16 protein-coding genes are annotated in these 16,182 nt (G+C 39.0%); 10 read left to right on the top strand and 6 right to left on the bottom strand.

Annotation, left to right across the window (positions count from 1 at the left end; all coding sequences use genetic code 11):
- Nucleotides 1-111: 111 nt before the first annotated feature.
- Complete coding sequence (locus DRF60_RS18040; RefSeq protein WP_116014025.1) at nt 112-732, bottom strand: helix-turn-helix transcriptional regulator; 621 nt, start codon at nt 730-732, stop codon at nt 112-114.
- 193 nt (nt 733-925) lie between these two features.
- Between DRF60_RS18040 and DRF60_RS18035 the strand changes: the two genes are divergently transcribed.
- The 4 genes from DRF60_RS18035 (at nt 926) to DRF60_RS18020 (ending at nt 3,101) form a co-directional block, all read left to right on the top strand.
- Nucleotides 926-1,552, top strand: coding sequence for a superoxide dismutase (locus DRF60_RS18035; protein ID WP_116014023.1), 627 nt, complete (start codon nt 926-928; stop codon nt 1,550-1,552).
- 30 nt (nt 1,553-1,582) lie between these two features.
- Nucleotides 1,583-2,083: a DUF2480 family protein gene (locus DRF60_RS18030; RefSeq protein ID WP_116014020.1), complete on the top strand. Its 501-nt coding sequence runs from the start codon at nt 1,583-1,585 to the stop codon at nt 2,081-2,083.
- A gap of 5 nt (nt 2,084-2,088) precedes the next feature.
- Nucleotides 2,089-2,643 carry an NADPH-dependent FMN reductase gene (locus DRF60_RS18025; RefSeq protein ID WP_116014017.1) on the top strand — a complete coding sequence of 185 codons (555 nt, stop codon included), beginning with the start codon at nt 2,089-2,091 and terminating at the stop codon, nt 2,641-2,643.
- 110 nt (nt 2,644-2,753) lie between these two features.
- Nucleotides 2,754-3,101 (top strand): 4Fe-4S dicluster domain-containing protein, encoded by a 348-nt coding sequence (locus DRF60_RS18020; RefSeq protein WP_116014014.1) that lies wholly within the window; start codon nt 2,754-2,756, stop codon nt 3,099-3,101.
- 95 nt (nt 3,102-3,196) lie between these two features.
- Here the strand turns inward: DRF60_RS18020 and DRF60_RS18015 are convergent, their stop codons facing one another.
- Both DRF60_RS18015 and DRF60_RS18010 read right to left on the bottom strand, forming a co-directional pair.
- A complete protein-coding gene (locus DRF60_RS18015; RefSeq protein WP_116014011.1) occupies nt 3,197-4,132 on the bottom strand; it encodes a ketopantoate reductase family protein in 936 nt (311 codons plus the stop codon).
- Nucleotides 4,133-4,420: 288 nt separating this feature from the next.
- Nucleotides 4,421-5,002, bottom strand: a complete 582-nt coding sequence (locus DRF60_RS18010) for a Crp/Fnr family transcriptional regulator (protein ID WP_116014008.1) — start codon at nt 5,000-5,002, stop codon at nt 4,421-4,423.
- 164 nt (nt 5,003-5,166) lie between these two features.
- On the opposite strand from DRF60_RS18010, the gene DRF60_RS18005 reads away from it, so the two are divergent.
- On the top strand, nt 5,167-6,027 hold the full coding sequence (locus DRF60_RS18005) for an NAD(P)-dependent oxidoreductase (protein WP_116014005.1): 861 nt from the start codon (nt 5,167-5,169) through the stop codon (nt 6,025-6,027).
- 7 nt (nt 6,028-6,034) lie between these two features.
- On the opposite strand, the gene DRF60_RS18000 is transcribed toward DRF60_RS18005, so the two are convergent.
- Complete coding sequence (locus tag DRF60_RS18000; protein WP_116014002.1) at nt 6,035-6,397, bottom strand: hypothetical protein; 363 nt, start codon at nt 6,395-6,397, stop codon at nt 6,035-6,037.
- A gap of 13 nt (nt 6,398-6,410) precedes the next feature.
- The gene (locus DRF60_RS17995; RefSeq protein ID WP_116013999.1) at nt 6,411-7,406 is read right to left on the bottom strand and encodes an MsnO8 family LLM class oxidoreductase; all 996 of its coding nucleotides are present in this window, start codon (nt 7,404-7,406) and stop codon (nt 6,411-6,413) included.
- Between the two features lie 175 nt (nt 7,407-7,581).
- Between DRF60_RS17995 and DRF60_RS17990 the strand changes: the two genes are divergently transcribed.
- From DRF60_RS17990 to DRF60_RS17980, 3 genes are all read left to right on the top strand, one after another.
- On the top strand, nt 7,582-8,637 hold the full coding sequence (locus tag DRF60_RS17990; protein ID WP_116013996.1) for a helix-turn-helix domain-containing protein: 1,056 nt from the start codon (nt 7,582-7,584) through the stop codon (nt 8,635-8,637).
- Between the two features lie 148 nt (nt 8,638-8,785).
- Nucleotides 8,786-11,638, top strand: coding sequence for a TonB-dependent receptor (locus tag DRF60_RS17985; RefSeq protein ID WP_116013994.1), 2,853 nt, complete (start codon nt 8,786-8,788; stop codon nt 11,636-11,638).
- Between the two features lie 24 nt (nt 11,639-11,662).
- Nucleotides 11,663-12,844, top strand: coding sequence for a Ca2+-dependent phosphoinositide-specific phospholipase C (locus DRF60_RS17980; protein WP_116013991.1), 1,182 nt, complete (start codon nt 11,663-11,665; stop codon nt 12,842-12,844).
- Between the two features lie 64 nt (nt 12,845-12,908).
- Here DRF60_RS17980 and DRF60_RS17975 read toward each other — a convergent pair whose 3' ends face one another.
- Complete coding sequence (locus tag DRF60_RS17975; protein WP_116013988.1) at nt 12,909-14,057, bottom strand: tetratricopeptide repeat protein; 1,149 nt, start codon at nt 14,055-14,057, stop codon at nt 12,909-12,911.
- Between the two features lie 167 nt (nt 14,058-14,224).
- Between DRF60_RS17975 and DRF60_RS17970 the strand changes: the two genes are divergently transcribed.
- Both DRF60_RS17970 and DRF60_RS17965 read left to right on the top strand, forming a co-directional pair.
- A complete protein-coding gene (locus DRF60_RS17970; protein WP_116013985.1) occupies nt 14,225-14,980 on the top strand; it encodes a helix-turn-helix domain-containing protein in 756 nt (251 codons plus the stop codon).
- 33 nt (nt 14,981-15,013) lie between these two features.
- Entirely contained in the window at nt 15,014-16,174 is a 1,161-nt protein-coding gene (locus tag DRF60_RS17965; RefSeq protein WP_116013982.1) for an FAD-dependent oxidoreductase, read from the top strand.
- The last annotated feature ends 8 nt before the right edge of the window (nt 16,175-16,182 follow it).

Here is a 16,182-nt window from a genome sequence, read left to right as displayed (position 1 = left end):
CAAAATCTTTAATCTTTAATCTTTAATCTTTAATCTTTAATCTTTAATCTTTAATCTTTAATCTTTAATCTTTAATCTTTAATCTTTAATCTTTAATCTTTAATCTAAAAATCACTCACTAATTTTATACACACATCGCTGTCCACCGGAAAGAATATGGCTTACTCTTTCCACCTGATACTCTTTGCCGATCAGGTTTCGGAAGTTGGAAAGCTCTGCCCGGCAGAATCCCTGACATTCGGTGGCGGCGGCACATATCGGGCAGTGGTTTTCTATGAGGAAATACTCATTGCCTTCTTTCGTCCATTCTGCCATATAACCTTCTTCACTTCGGGCCTGTACCAGCACTTCTAACCGTTGTTCTAAGGATTCTGCTTTTACCAAAGCTTTTTCATAGCGTTCGTATGTATTTTTTTCTCTGTCATTGATCAGCAGATCCAATGCGTTTTCTCCCAACAAATTTTTTACAGACCTCAGGATCTGTACAGTTACGTCGGCATGGGAATCCGGAAACTGCGACAATCCTTTTTCCGTAAGGGTATAGTAGGTTGAAGGCCGTCCGACTCCTTCACTTTTTGAGACAGGCCGGATGAGTCCTTCCACAGCAAGGTTCAGTAAATGCTTTCTTGCGCCTTCTTTTGTTATGGAAAGCTCTTTAGAGATCAGAAGCGATGTCGCCTCCCCTCTCATTTTTAAGAACATCAGGATTCGGTCTGCTGCCGGCTTCTTCATTTTACAATATTTAAGTTGTTTTATTTTCGTACAACAAATATAGTCATTTTCTATAATCTTTAGTTTTATATATTAAATTACAGCTATTCAATTGTTTAAAGTAAAATACGCCCATCCAATAAAACAACAATAAAGTTGTTTTATTAAAATATATGATTACCTTTGGAATACATTAATTAAAAAAATAAAAGCAATGAGCACATTTACACTACCTCAGCTTCCTTATGCTTACGATGCACTGGAACCATTTATAGATAAAGAAACAATGACCATTCATCATCAGCGTCACCATCAGGCTTATGTGGATAATCTGAATGCAGCTTTGAAGGCGTCGGATGAAACTTCAGACGATCTGGGTTCCATCCTTCAAAGAATCAGTGAATACAGCCCTGCCGTAAGAAATAACGGTGGCGGACATTTCAACCACTCATTATTTTGGGAAATTCTCTCTCCACAGCCTCAGTTAAATCCTGAAGGAAAGCTGGCAGAAGCTATCAACTCTATTTTTGGAAACCTTGAAAATCTTAAGGCTGAAATGAAAAAAGCAGGTCTTGGGCAGTTCGGATCCGGATGGGTATGGCTGTTTGTAAAATTTAACGGTTCGCTGGCTGTGGCTTCTACTCCCAATCAGGATAACCCGATGATGGATATCCAACCGGTCAACAGAGGTTTTCCGATTCTAGGGATTGACGTATGGGAACATGCCTATTATTTAGCTTACCAGAATAAAAGAGCGGATTATCTTGATTCATTCTGGTCTGTTTTAAATTGGTCAGCCGTAGAGAAAAAATACGAAGAAGCTCTTTCAAAAATTAAATAACTAACTTTAATATTGATTACAAAATCAATTATGGATCAGAAAATATTCATCAATAAAGCGGAAGCCTCCGGAATCATTGCCCTTGATCTTTCAGACTACAGGCCAACTACAGAAATAGTGGAACTGGATATCAAAGATCATCTTTTCATGGGAATGATTGTGAAGGAAAAGGAATTTAAGGAATCCATTGCTGCCGTAGACTTTTCTGTATACAATGAAAAAGCTGTAGGAATCATCTGCTCTACAGATGCTATTATTCCGCCCTGGGCATTTATGATGCTGATGGAAAAGTTATCTCCGTATGCCATTTATGCAGATTTAAATAATGCAGAAACAGTTCTGCTGGATCTTTGGAAACGCCGCCTTATGTATGCAGATCTGAGATCATATAAAAATCAGAAAGTCGTGGTCCGGGCAAAAGCTGATCATGATCCTTCTCTGTACTTATTGGCAGCCGGACTTTTGAAACCTTTGGTCAAAACTTTGATGTATGGAGAAATAGGTCTTCCGAAAGTAATTTTTAAAAGCTAAAAGCAATGAAAGCACTTATATTTAACGGCTCTTTAGAAAGAAGACCTGAATCGACTTCCGGACGGATTTCCCGATATTTTGCAGAAAGACTGGAGCCATCAGGTTTCCAGACGGAGATTTTTACACTGGCGGATTCAGGAATTCCACTTTTTGACACTAGCCTTACTAAGGCTCCTTTGGCTGTAGAACGCATGTCCAAACTGTTTTTGGAGGCAGATATTCATTTTTGGATGGCTCCGCTTTATCATGGCAGTATTCCAGGAGTAATGAAAAACTGTCTGGACTGGCTTGAAGTTACAGCCAATCATTATCAGCCTTATCTCACGGATAAAACAGTTGGCCTAGTTTGCTGGGCAGATGGCCTGCAGGCTATGCAGGGCATTAATACAATGGATGCGGTTGCTAAATCCCTGCGGGCATGGCCACTTCCTTTTAGCATACCTATTATCAGATCAGCATTATTTGATCCGGAAGATCCGGCAAAAATATCTGCTTTATATTCTGCTAAGTTTGATAAGATGATCGGCATTGCAACTACCAAGAAAATAGGAAAGATATAATAGAATTACAACCAAGTGTTTTTTCATTTAAGTTATGTTTAGACGGAGATTTCTCGGACCATAACAAGTCAGGAGAAATTTCTTTTAAATCTTTTTCAAAAAAATATAATATGGCTATTACAATAACTGATGACTGCATTAACTGCGGAGCCTGTGAACCCGAATGTCCTAATGCAGCAATCTATGAAGGTGCTATGGACTGGAGATGGCAGGATAAAACAAAACTTTCCGGAAAAGTGGTCTTTCCGGACGGTACTGAAGCGGATGCAGGAGCTTATCAACAAGCCTACGCTGACGATGTTTATTATATTGTCCCCGGAAAATGTACGGAATGTAAGGGATTTCATGAAGAACCGCAGTGTAAAACGGTCTGCCCGGTAGATTGCTGTATAGATGATCCTGAGCACCGTGAAACTGATGATATATTATTCAGCCGGCAAAAATTCCTTCATTCTTAAGATGGGTGAACTTATCAATTAGAAACCAATATAAAAGCGGGAAATAAACCCGCTTTCATTTTATAACTTGTTTTTAGAAACTAAAATATCTCAGCTTATAAGGCTTTTATTTCATTATAAATTTCCTGTGTGATAGGCGTCTCAATACTCAATTCTTTTCCGAAATTCAAAACGGCACCACCTAATAATTCAAGTTCATTATTTTCTTTTCCGGAGTTGACGTCAAGTTGTAGAGATGTCGGAGTTTCGAAAGGAAATGTAGCTGCTTTTTCAAATGTTTTCTGAATAATATCTTTATCCAGGGCAATTCTTTTTCTGTCAGCGATCATTTTTATTTCTTTCATGATTTCAGAAGCTTCGGCTCTCTGATTTTCATCTGTGTACACTGTTCCAATGGAAGAATTATGTTTAGCTGTCACCAGTCCGAAACTGGCAATAAAAATATATTTCGTCCAAATATCCGTTAATGAATTATCTTTAAAATCAAAATCAATTTTACTTTCCTTCAACACATCCACGATCCAATCCACATCGGCAGAAACATGTTCAGGATCTCTTCCTACAATCATTTTCCCTGCTTTTCCTTTATGCTCTACAATTCCTTTTTCTTTGATATGGGAAGCAACATACAGACAGGTCGGCAGAATAACGTTATCAGGAATTATTTTTCTAATTCTTTCATAAATATCCGCACCATTCATCATGGGAAGCAGTACTGTTTCGCTACTGATTACCTCTTTAAGCTGCTGGCAAATATTTTCGAGATCATATTCTTTTACACAGATCAATATTAAGTCTGCATTTTTCACGTCACTGATATTCTGCTCTACAGCATCGGGGTGGGTATGATCTACAGGATGCTCAGGCGAGAGAAGAACCAGTCCGTTTTCTTTTACCTTCTGATAGGTTTCTCCTCTGGCTACAAAACTGACTTTATATTTTTTGGAGGATTCATTTTCCTGATTGATTTTAAAACCAAAATATCCGCCTACCCCACCCAATCCAAGCACTGCAATATGTTTCTTGCTCATAAATTTATTTTTAACAAAGATGAGATCCAAATTCTAATATATCACTTGACAAATGAAAAGAAATTAGATTTCAGATGCCAGATTTCAGATTTCAGACCTGAGACCTGAGACTTGAGACTTGAGACTTGAGACTTTTATTAATATTAGAAAATGTCAATCGTTAATTTTGCTTTGCAAGTGAACAGTAAATGATAAAGTCAAGATGCAAGACATCAGATACCAACCGGCAATTCAATACACTCATATACTCTAAAACCCGAAAACCCTCCAACTCTAAAACCTGTACGGTTACATTTTATGAATGTCTCTTCTGATGCGGCTTAATGAACTGTCTTTAATTCCCAGGTAAGAAGCAATAATCTTCAGAGGCACAAACTGGAAAATATCTGGATGTTTTTTCATCAGGTTAAAATATCGTGTAGAGGCTTTCTGGCTGGCCATTTCTATCAGCCTGTCATGAATGCTGTAATAATTGAGAACGAAAAGAAGCCTGCTGAATTCTCTGAATTCCGGGATGTTATGAAAGTTGTGCTGTACATTTTCCAAACCTGTTTCCCAAAAAGAACATGCCGTAATGGTTTGGTAGGTTTCTTTAGCGGGCTGCTGTCTGAAAAACGACAGAAAGTCGTTGACAAAACAGGGCGCTGCATAAATATTAGTGGTAATCTCTTCATTGTCCTCATTAAGGATAAAAGAACGGACATATCCTTTTTCCAGGAAAAATGTTTTGGTACTGATCTCATCTTTATTCAGCAAAACTTCATTCGCTTTGAGTTCAAAGTGACTGAATGTCTCTGTGATTTTTCCAACCACTTCTTCTTTGATGTCAAATAAGGAATGGAAATAGTTATTAATTGAGGACTTATTCATAATAATAAAGTGCTTCAGCAAGAATCAAAATTAAGCAAAATCCGGAACAGTTCCTTTATGAATCAGTTTTATCAATAAACCGTATCGATACAATGTGTGTGACAACTGAAAAAAATTAAAGAGATTTGTATCTTCGAATATTCAACATTCAAAAATCATCTATATTGAAAACTCAACCCATTATTGCCGTTCTGTTCCCTGGAGATATGGGAACCCAAATAGCAAAAGCACTTATAAACCACAACTTTAAAGTTATCACTGCAGGAGAAGGAAGGTCGGAAAGAACATTACAGAATATAAAAGAATTAGGAATTATTGATACTCATTCTATTCAGGATACTGTTGAGCAGGCTGATGTTATCCTTTCGCTTACCAGCCCGCAAGGAAGCCTTAAAATGGCAGAACGTATTATTTCCTGTCTGAAAGCAACCTCAAACCGTCCTCTCTATGTCGATTTAAATTCCAATACTCCCGCTATTGCTCTATCTATTGAAGAACTGTTTTCGTCTGTAAATGTTCCTTTTGTGAATGGAGCAGTAATGGGAGCTTCCAAAGACATTCCTGACCATGCTGTGTTGGTGGTGAGCGGTATGTACAGAAATTTGTTTATCAATCTGTTTGCTCCTGTTTTTAAAATAAAAGATGCCGGTGAAAAAACAGAGGCAGCATCAGCATACAAACTTCTATTTTCTATGGTGAATAAAGGAATGAACGCCCTGTTTTTTGAAACCATGACTGCAGCAGCCCATTTCGGAATCCTGGATGAGCTGAACGAAAGTCTTCAGGAATTCCTTCCGGGAACCTATCAGGACCTCATGAAAACAACGCCTACCTATCCACAGCATATTGTGAGGAGAATCGATGAAATGAAAGGTCTTGCCGAAATGTTGAAAAGTGAAAATCTCCCTAACATCATTGCTTCAGGAACTGCGAAAACCTTTGAAAGAGTTTTAGAGTCAGGTATTTTTGAAAATGAAAAACCTGAAGGAGTCACAGAAACGCTGCAGAATTTTAGAAAATTATAGTTGAAATTTAGAATTCTTCCCAGCCCTCATTCTGCGGGTCATATTTTGCAAATTCACCCGTATCTGTAAATTCAGATGCAGTCATTCCTACTTCAAAAATGGAACTTTCACTCAAATTTGCATCGAAATAAAGGCCTTTATCGGTAAGTAAGGCGTTTCCAAAATCTTCATCAGGATGGCTGAAATGAATTCCCTTTTCATCTTCTCTTACCAATGCATATTTATACTTTAAAAGGCGTTCTTTCAATCCCGCTATCTGCTCTCCCGTGAATGGAACAAGATTTTCTTCACGGTCAAAAAAGCTGTCGTCATCGGCGGCCTTCTCTTTTTCTTTTGTTTTTATGCTGAATAACTGGATATTATAGCTCATGAGGGATATGTGATTATACGTTTGCCAATATAATGCTTTTATAGGTATCTATACGGTCTGTTTCTTTAAACATATTACAGAGAATGATTAATTCATCTGTACTATACTCGTCCGCTTTTTCCCGGAGCCTCGCTGAAATATTTCCCGGTGTATCTGTAATGATATGATCCAGGATTTTAAAAAATTCTTCTTCATCTTCACTTCCCAATATTCTCTGTTCAACTTTTTCCGAGGGAAGAAGTGCTTCCGGTGCCTGTATATGCCTTGCCTGCAGAAACTGATAAGCCATTCCGTAAGCATTATGTTGAGCTGATTTCAGATCTTCTGCTACAGATACCGCAACAGCCACCTGAAGCGAAGGAGCCGGACTGTACTGGTTTCTATCGAATTCGCTTAAATAAGTTTCAGTACTTTTCGTCCCCTGATCATTTCTCATAAAATCAGCATATGAGTACCCCACGCCATGTTGAGCCGCTTCCCTGGCAGATTGAATTCCGGAGCCAAGCCATAGGATTTCAGGCAGATGAAAAAGGCCTTTTGGCTGGGCAATAAGCTCTCCATAGACTCCCTTTTCTTCTTTAATATATTGTATGATCTCTTCAAGTTTAGTTTCCTGACTGGATAAAACAACGGGACGGTGGTTATTCAATGCGGATACGGCATCTTTTAATCCTCCTGGGGCTTTCCCCAAACCCAGGACAAACCGTTCCGGATAAAGACTTTCCAGCATTTTGGCCCATTCTGCGATCTTGTAGGCTGAATAATTTTTCATCATGATCCCTCCGGTTCCTACTTTGATGCGCTGGGTTTTGCTTAATATGATGGCAGACAGAATTTCAGGACTTGAACTTCCGTATGCTTTCACCCCGTGATGTTCGGAATAGATGACACTATGAAATCCTGCTTTATCAGCAAAAAGCGCCAGATCGATGCTGTTCTTCAATGCCTGTAATGAATTTCCTCCTTCAATGGTTGGGGATTGATCCAGAATGCTTAATTTCAATTTCATACCTGCTGTTTATGTTTGCTTTTAATTTAAACTAAATATTTACTGATTGAACATTTATACTTTTGAAAATGAGCATGAGTCCCTGAAAACTTTTTATAAAAATACCAAAAATTTAATGATCCGTTAAAACCATCCTTCCTGTTTATTGATAATTTTGGGCAGATTTAAACTGGCTATGTTGTACATTTTAATGGTTGTTATCCTGCAGGCTGTAATTACGCTGGCTGTCTTACTCTGTCTTGCCAAGAACAGAAAGTCTTTTCACAATATGCTATTGCTCTACATTGTGACCGTACTCGTGGATATGGGCTATGAATATTTCATCATCCAAAGATTCGGCTATGAATCTGTTCTTTATGAAATACCGGGCAGCCTGAGAGTTTTTAAGGGTTTGATATTTCTGTACATTACTTTTTATCTGATTAATTTCAAACACCGGGATAAACTGAAATACCTGCTCTACCCTTTCTCGCTGATCGTTCTCATCCATACCTTTGGATTGTCAGCAAAGTTATTCGGTTACAAAGAAGGAGATCTCATTATAGGTTTATACTCAAAGTATTTTGCCAATTATTATATTCATTATTGGACAGGAAGTCTTTTCATCTGTATTGTTTTGTTGTCGCTGCATCAAAAAAAGATCGAAAATCCTTTTATAAAAAAATTCCGGCTGTTTTTAACTTTTGTGTTAGGGAGTGTTTTGGCTTTCTGGTCAAGCTACAAATTAGGGCTGGATATTCTTCTGTTTCAAAAAATGTATAACCTTTCATTTTTAATCCAGTTTGCCTGGATATTGTACGTTTATATTTTAACGTACCACGAACAGCAGAAAAAAGACACCTTTATAGTCCCTGAAGAGCCTCTTTTTAAGGAAAAATACCAGTACAAAGATCTTTCTAAAATAGATTTTGAGAAAGTAAAATCTTCCATAGAGGAATTTTATGACAAAAGCATTATCTATCTGGATGAAGACTTTACCCTGGAGCAGCTTTCACAGTATTTATCTATTTCCAGAACCGATCTTACCATTACGTTCAGCCAATATCTTTCTTCCAACTTTCATGAATATACCAACCGTAACCGTGTTTTACAGTTCAAACGTATGCAGGAAGAAGAGCCTGATTCCAATGTTACAGACCTAGCCTACCAATGCGGATTTAAGTCCAAATCTACCTTTTACAAATATTTCAAAAAAGAGTTCAACTGCCTGCCAACAGATCATGTTTTATAACAGTCTAATGCTATATTACAATTATTTAACAAATACAAATAACTAAAAATCAACACATTAAATAATATTCAAATCTAAACAAGTCTGTTAAAATTTAAATGAACTGAATTCTTTCTCAGGGAAAACATCTTTGTGCAAAATTTATAAAATGTTACGAAGAAGATTTTTTTTAACCACTGCAGCTGGCTTTTTTCTCGGGGGCCTTGCGATGGCCCAAACCACAGTCCATGGCATTGTGACTGATCAGCAGGGAAACCTGCCTAATGCTTTAATCTATATAGAAAATAAAGCAGAAAAAATAACGTCGAATACGGACGGGTCTTTTGTATTAAGCAATATTCCTGACGGAAATTACAGACTGGTTATTGAATATACAGGCTACGAAAGTATATATTTACCTTTTATAGTCGCTGATAAGAAGGCGGTTGATCTTGGCTTGATCAGCCTGGGCGAAAAAAAAGGGAAAGAGAATGCCATTCAGGAAGTAGTGGTCACCAGCGCTTATAAAGCGTCACAGGCCCGGGCTATTACCATGAAGAAAAACTCTAACACCATTACGGAAGTTCTGAGTGCAGATGCTATCGGGAAATTGCCGGACCGTAATGCTGCAGATGCGGTACAGCGTATGCAGGGAGTCTCCATCGAAAGGGATATGGGAGAAGGACGTTTTGTTGCCGTGAGAGGTACTCCGGTTCAATGGACTTCTTCCACATTGAATGGCAGCAGAATGCCGAGCGCAAGTGGTGACAATGCCAACAGAGGAGTCCAGATGGATATCTTCCCTTCTGAGCTTATACAAAGTGTACGTTTATCCAAAGCACTGACTCCTGATCTTGATGGCGACGCTATCGGCGGAAATGTGGATTTCATTACAAAAACATCCCCCAACAAAGAAACACTGGCCATAAGTACTGCTACCGGATATGTAAATATGTCCAAATCTCCAACGTTTAACTCTTCCATCGTTTATGGAAATAAAATTACGGAAAAGCTGAAATTCATTTCCTCTGCTGTGATATGGCAACGGTCAAGTGCCATAGACCAAATGCGGAATATTTTCAATTATGGTTTAGCAGATCAGACAGCATCCTATTCCATCAATCAGTTACAGCTTCGTGATTATCTGGCAGACAGAAGAACTTTAGGGTTCAATTACGCAATGGACTATGACATCAACAGTAAAAATAAATTGTACTTCAAAGGACTCTACAGTCAATACAAAGATGGACAGTCTGTCCGGGAAACCTATTTTAATTTTGACTCTAAGAATGTAACTCTTCAGGCAAGACATGCCGATTATCTTACCGATTTATATTCCATGCAGGTGGGTGGGAACCATCAGGTTGGCCAGCGTTTAGAAATAGACTGGTCTTTGTCTAAAGCCAGATCAAGTTTTAAATTTAATTCTCCGGAAAATTTAGACGACCATGACAGAGGCTACCCGATCATCAATTTTGTGCAGCCTATGACCTATGGAAACCTGGCTTCTGATGGCAGAAAATACTTTGCCATGGATGCTCCAGGCGGAACGGGTGATCCGGCAGACTTTACCTTACCTCATAATCAGAGCCCGGTTTCTGCCAACCAGCTAAAACTGAATCAGGTGATCCTCAGCCAGAACCGCAACAGCGAAACCGATCTTCGGGGTCAGGTGGATCTGAAATATACCGTTTCGGAGCATTTTAAACTTCAATTCGGAACAAAATTCAATAATAAAGAAAAAGTAGTTGATGCTGCGGTATTGGTTTGGATGCCGAAATCAGCACTGGGTATTCCGGGATCTCCGTTAAGCTATATGAGCCAGTTTGAACAGACACCTTTTCCATTTAAAGGAGGTTTTATGAATCCTATCGGCAATCCTTATCAGTCAGTCATGATCAACCAGATCACTAACGGACAGATCGACCAATTTTATAATGCCGACACCCAAAATATTCTGGGATTGCAGCAGGTAAGCGGAAAGAACAGCAATTCCAACATGACCAGCTCCTACAGAGGAACAGAAAATGTGTGGGCCACCTATGTAATGGGCACATGGCGGGTCAATGAGAACTTTCAGCTGGTGGGCGGTGTAAGAAATGAATATAATGATATTTCCTTCTACGGCAAGAAAGTAGTTTCCGATAAGTCCGGAACTGTAGCAGAAGATATTAAAGATGGGAAAAAGTACAACCTATTTCTGCCTATGATCAATATGAAATGGAAATTGACCAAAGACAGAATACTGAGAGCTGCATACACCAGATCTTTTGCCAGACCTGATTTTAATGACCTCAACCCGGGAACTATTGTCAATGATCTGTCCAATACTGTTGTCCAGGGAAATACCCAGCTGAACCCCACTTTTTCCAATAATTTCGATCTGATGTTTGAAAACTATTTCGGAAAACTGGACCTTGTCACCGCCGGAGCTTTTTATAAGGACATTACCGATCTTATCTACAAAGACCAGTCTATCGTTAATATCAATGAACTTCCATACACCTTTACCACTCCTAAAAATTTAGAAGGGGCTAAACTCTACGGCTTCGAAATCGGAATCTCCAAACGATTTGAAAGGCTTCCCGGATTTCTGAAACATCTTGGTTTTGAAGGAAATTACACCTATATCAATTCCGAAATGAAAATGCCAGTTTATGAAAACGGAAAACAGACCGGAACCATGAAAACGACCATTCCCAATCAGGCCAAGCATATTTTTAATACCATATTATTTTTCGAAACCAGTAAGCTCATGCTCCGTTTGGCCGGAAATTATAAGGGAGATTACGTCAGCGAAATAAGAACAGCTGCCGGTCCCGATCATTATCAGCATTTTGATAAAAACTTTACGGTAGATGCTTCTACGTCGTACAGCATTAATAAAAATATCAGACTGTTTGCAGAACTGAATAATATTTTCAACGAGCCCAACCGGTATTATATGGGAGAAAAATCCAGAGTTGAGAACCTCTCCTATTCCGGAATAAGAGGTCAGCTTGGTGTTAATTTCAATTTTTAATAGTACAAAATAATTATCCACTTTATGAAAAAGTATATGTACACTGCTGCAGTAGCTGCAGCCTCGCTATTCCATGCCCAGGAAAAATGTAAAGACATCAGAATTAACCAGATACAGGTGCTGGGAACTCATAATTCCTATGCAGAACCGGTAGATCCCAAAGTATTGGATCTGGCAGCGCCTATTATCAAAAATCTGATGGCAAAATACAGTTCAGGAATGTCCTCTGAGCAGAAAGCTAAATTCCAGGAATACCATCCTAACGGAATGGATTTTACAGAGGCCCTCAATTATAATCATCCCGGTTTTACAGAGCAGCTTAATGCCAATCTCCGTGGGCTTGAGCTGGACGTTTACTATGATCCTGACGGCAACCGCTTTAATCATCCGGCATCCTACCGCGTCTTAAAGGAGAAAGGCGTAAAAGATCTGGCACCGCACAATACCAAAGACCTGGACCAACCCGGATTTAAGCTTCTGCATATGGCAGATATTGATTTCAGATCACATTATCCGACGTTAAAAGATGCTCTTAAGGAACTTCGGAAATGGTCGGATCAGCATCCTCAGCACACGACCCTATTTATTATGGTGGAAGCTAAGGACTCCGGATTTCCTATTTTCCCCAATTCTACCCAGGTTTTACCCTTTACCCAAAAAGCTTACGATGATCTGGATCAGGAAATTTTACAGTATCTGGGGAAAGATAAGATCATTACTCCTAAAGAAGTACAGGGGAAGTTTCCTACACTGCGGGAGGCTGTCGTTCACAATAACTGGCCGAAAGCGGAAGACAGCAGAGGAAAATTCATATTTATGCTGCTACCGGGAAGTGCAGGAACTCAGTCTACTAAAAACAGCCCTTATCTTATTGACGGTTCTCTGGAAAAAAGACTAATGTTCATGGAAAGTGAGCCGGAGGACAGTTTTGCAGCCTTTATTTTAAAAGATAATGCAATCGTACGGCAGCAGGACATTCAGGCTCTGGTGAAGCAAGGGTTTATGGTACGAACAAGAGCTGATATTGAAACCTATGAAGCCAAGATTAATGATCTTACCCGATCAAAAGCAGCCTTCAGTAGCGGTGCACAGGTTGTTTCTACAGATTTTTTCAGGCCCGGAAATATTTATGGAACGTCTTATTTTGTAAAACCTCCCCAGCACAAAGATTATATCCTGAATCCTATCAATGCGGATTGTCACTAAACCTGATGAAGCATCTTCAAAATTATATTTGAGGATGCTTTTTATTTATAAACCAAGATAGGTTCTACTTTATTGCCACTTCTTTTGGATGTGTTAACGATACGATCCTTGCCTTCGCGTAACTGATCTGTTCTTTTTCTTTGTCAGGGTCCGGTTTATTTTTCAGATATAGATTATAGTAAGTTACTGCATTTTTAGCCTGTTTCAGGTTGAGGTCATACAAAAGGCCCAGACGATAGTAGATAGTGTTACTGTTTTTAAACATCAGGCCTCTTTTGTAGGCTTCCAGAGCATCTGAAAAACGATTTTTGGATTTATAAATTCCTCCCAGAGCGGTATAATAAAGTGCTGTATGATCGGAAATACCCTCATCAATGGTCTTTTCAGCATATATGGCAGCCTGATCATATTCCTTAAGCTCACGGTAACTTAAAGCCATGAAATACAGAGTCCCTTCATTCTGAACCCCAAGATCTTCCAAGGTTTTAAAAAGTGCTATACACCTTTGATAATCTTTTAAATAAAAATAAGCCTGTCCCATTTCATTGATCACGTTGACATCTGTATTTTTTTTCAGAAGATTTTCTCCGGTTTCAACAACCTCTTCGTATTTGCCCAACAGGTTAGCTATCGGAAGTTGGGCCTGCTGCAACGTAAAATTATCCTTATCTGCACCAATAGCTGTTTCAAGGACATCATAAGCCTGCTGATATTGTTTGATTTCCCGGTAAGCCACAGCAAGATCGTAAGCAATATCCGGCTCTGTACGGTTTAAGGCATTTGCTTTTTTGAGGTATTGTAATTTGGACTCAGGGGTATCTCCAAAACCAGCTAACTGTTTGTACGCACTGAAATTAAGGCTGTCCAGCTGGATAATTTCCAAAAGATACGCTTTAGCATTCGCTGCATTCCCTCTCTTGGAATTGATATTGGCCAAGCTGAATAAAACCGGAAGATTTCCCGGTTCTACAGTATTGACCTTTAGATAATTTTTCTCTGCTTCCGGAAATTTTCCGGACATCATATTGCAATATGCCATCTGCGTCAGAGCTTTTACATCTTTTGTATCTTCAGGATATACACTCTGCAGATATTGGGCAGCTTCAGCATAACGCTGTGATTCATAATATTCAAGAAGTTTTTCCTTATCAATCATCTGAGCATTGACCCCTGAAATGAAAATAAAGAAGCATATAAAGATTGGGAATTTCATTATTGTGATTTATAACTAAATTATCAGTTATTTGGATATTTTCCAAATTTTAAACTAAAATTATTCACAAAATAAAGATTTATACAGGATTGGGTTAAAATTGATCACTTAAGTCCAATTTCTTGTAATTTAGTTTTTTGAAAAAATTATAACAGAAGTATACTTCTATGGACAACGAATTCTACTGTAAATTTATTCAACCGGAGCCATCACTGGACAGCTTTGTAGAAAATATAGGGATGTTTCATAATCCTGCAGTTGAAGCAAAAGAAGTGGTTATACTCCCTGACGGAAGGGTGGATCTATTTTTTATGAGATCCGGATCTGGTTCCTTCAGTGTTTTACTTATCGGATTGGAGACCGAACCGGAACAAAGAAGCATTCCTCCTGACACCATCGCTTTTGCAGTCAGTTTCCGTCCTCTTGCCGTGGAATATATCCTCCACACTTCCATTGCAGACCTGATCAACAGTGGCAAGAATCTTCCTGATGATTTCTGGAATCTGAATGATGATGATCTTAAAAATCTTGAAACATTTACTCTAAAAATAACAGAAAAAATAACAGAACTACTTCCGCAAACCGTTGATGAAAGAAAGCACAGGCTTTTTGACCTTATCTATACATCAAACGGCGAAATGAGTGTGAAAGAACTTTCAGAGAAAACAGGCTGGAGCAGCAGACAGATCAACCGTTATTTCAATCAGCAGTTCGGACTTTCTTTAAAAGCCTACTGCAATATTCTGCGTTTCAGAGCTTCTTTAAGCCATATTGCGGAAGGCAAGCTGTTTCCGGAACTTAATTTTACAGATCAGACTCATTTCATCAAAGAAATCAAGAAATTCTCAGGGGTAGTCCCAAAGGAATTATCCAAAAACAAAAATGACCGATTTATACTATTATCCGTATTGAAACAAAAATAATTTTGCATCAGTAAAATTTAAAATTACAATACAATGTTAGTAGAAAATAAATCGATAGCCATAGTAGGCGCTGGTCCGGGAGGATTGACGCTGGCAAGACTTTTACAGCTTAAAAACGCCAATGTAAAGGTATATGAAAGGGATCTTAATAAAAATGCCCGGGTTCAGGGTTCTCCGCTGGACATGCATGAAGGATCGGGAATGGCTGCCATTCGAAGTGCTGGTCTCCTGGATGAATTTAAAAAGAATTACCGTCCCGGAGCAGACAGAATGCTGATCGTAAATGAACACGCAGAAATCATATTTACCGACCACGAAACAAAACCTGACGAAGATTTCGGAAATAAAAATTTCCGTCCGGAAATAGACCGCGGTCCGCTAAGAAATATGCTTCTGGAATCTCTGAAACCTGAAACAGTAATCTGGGACAGCCATTTTATTGCGATGGAACCTAAAAATGGAGGCTGGCAGCTGCACTTCAAGAACGGTTTTTCTGCCTATGCAGATATCGTGATTGCAGCGGATGGAGCCAATTCAAAGATCCGTCCTTATCTTACAGACCTGAAACCCATCTATTCAGGAATTTTAATGCTTGAAGGCAATGTATATAATGCAGAAAAAACGGCTCCGCATATCAAAGAACTGATAAGGGACGGAAAAATAATGGCTTTTGGAACTCATAAAAACCTGCTTATGGGCCAGAAAGGAAGTGGTGATCTTGGATTTTATGCGAGTTTCAGAACCAATGAAAACTGGGCTAAGGAAAGCGGTCTGGATTTCTCTGATCAAATGCAAATACTGGAATGGTTTAAAAAAGAATATGCTGAATGGAGCAGCATATGGTACGAGCTTTTCGAAAATGCCTCTGCCCCTTTTATTCCCCGTCCTATCTATTTTATACCTTTGAATCAGTCATGGGAAACAAAACCCAATCTCACCCTGCTTGGGGATGCAGCTCATGTGATGCCTCCATTTGCAGGAGAAGGAGCCAATATGGCAATGCTGGATGCATTGGAACTGAGTGAATGCCTGACATCGGATCGCTTCACTACTCTGGAGGAAGCCATCAGTTATTATGAAATTCAGATGCGCCAAAGAGCTGCTGAAGCCACAAAAGAATCCCTGGAAAACGGAGACAGGATGCATTCCGAAAAAGCATTGGATAACATGCTGGAATTTTTCAGCAGCCATTAAAATCAAAT

It is taken from the genome of Chryseobacterium elymi, from assembly GCF_003385495.1.
Classification (GTDB): domain Bacteria; phylum Bacteroidota; class Bacteroidia; order Flavobacteriales; family Weeksellaceae; genus Chryseobacterium; species Chryseobacterium elymi.
This window is presented reverse-complemented; position numbering and strand designations above follow the sequence as displayed.

Excerpts from the sequence above, each read along its gene's own strand:
- DRF60_RS18025 (WP_116014017.1), top strand. The coding sequence starts at position 2,089 with ATGAAAGCACTTATATTTAACGGCTCTTTAGAAAGAAGACCTGAATCG.
- DRF60_RS18015 (WP_116014011.1), bottom strand. The coding sequence starts at position 4,132 with ATGAGCAAGAAACATATTGCAGTGCTTGGATTGGGTGGGGTAGGCGGA.
- DRF60_RS18030 (WP_116014020.1), top strand. The coding sequence starts at position 1,583 with ATGGATCAGAAAATATTCATCAATAAAGCGGAAGCCTCCGGAATCATT.
- DRF60_RS17985 (WP_116013994.1), top strand. The coding sequence starts at position 8,786 with ATGTTACGAAGAAGATTTTTTTTAACCACTGCAGCTGGCTTTTTTCTC.
- DRF60_RS18000 (WP_116014002.1), bottom strand. The coding sequence starts at position 6,397 with ATGAGCTATAATATCCAGTTATTCAGCATAAAAACAAAAGAAAAAGAG.
- DRF60_RS17965 (WP_116013982.1), top strand. The coding sequence starts at position 15,014 with ATGTTAGTAGAAAATAAATCGATAGCCATAGTAGGCGCTGGTCCGGGA.
- DRF60_RS17980 (WP_116013991.1), top strand. The coding sequence starts at position 11,663 with ATGAAAAAGTATATGTACACTGCTGCAGTAGCTGCAGCCTCGCTATTC.
- DRF60_RS18020 (WP_116014014.1), top strand. The coding sequence starts at position 2,754 with ATGGCTATTACAATAACTGATGACTGCATTAACTGCGGAGCCTGTGAA.
- DRF60_RS17995 (WP_116013999.1), bottom strand. The coding sequence starts at position 7,406 with ATGAAATTGAAATTAAGCATTCTGGATCAATCCCCAACCATTGAAGGA.
- DRF60_RS17970 (WP_116013985.1), top strand. The coding sequence starts at position 14,225 with ATGGACAACGAATTCTACTGTAAATTTATTCAACCGGAGCCATCACTG.
- DRF60_RS17990 (WP_116013996.1), top strand. The coding sequence starts at position 7,582 with ATGTTGTACATTTTAATGGTTGTTATCCTGCAGGCTGTAATTACGCTG.
- DRF60_RS18010 (WP_116014008.1), bottom strand. The coding sequence starts at position 5,002 with ATGAATAAGTCCTCAATTAATAACTATTTCCATTCCTTATTTGACATC.
- DRF60_RS18035 (WP_116014023.1), top strand. The coding sequence starts at position 926 with ATGAGCACATTTACACTACCTCAGCTTCCTTATGCTTACGATGCACTG.
- DRF60_RS17975 (WP_116013988.1), bottom strand. The coding sequence starts at position 14,057 with ATGAAATTCCCAATCTTTATATGCTTCTTTATTTTCATTTCAGGGGTC.
- DRF60_RS18040 (WP_116014025.1), bottom strand. The coding sequence starts at position 732 with ATGAAGAAGCCGGCAGCAGACCGAATCCTGATGTTCTTAAAAATGAGA.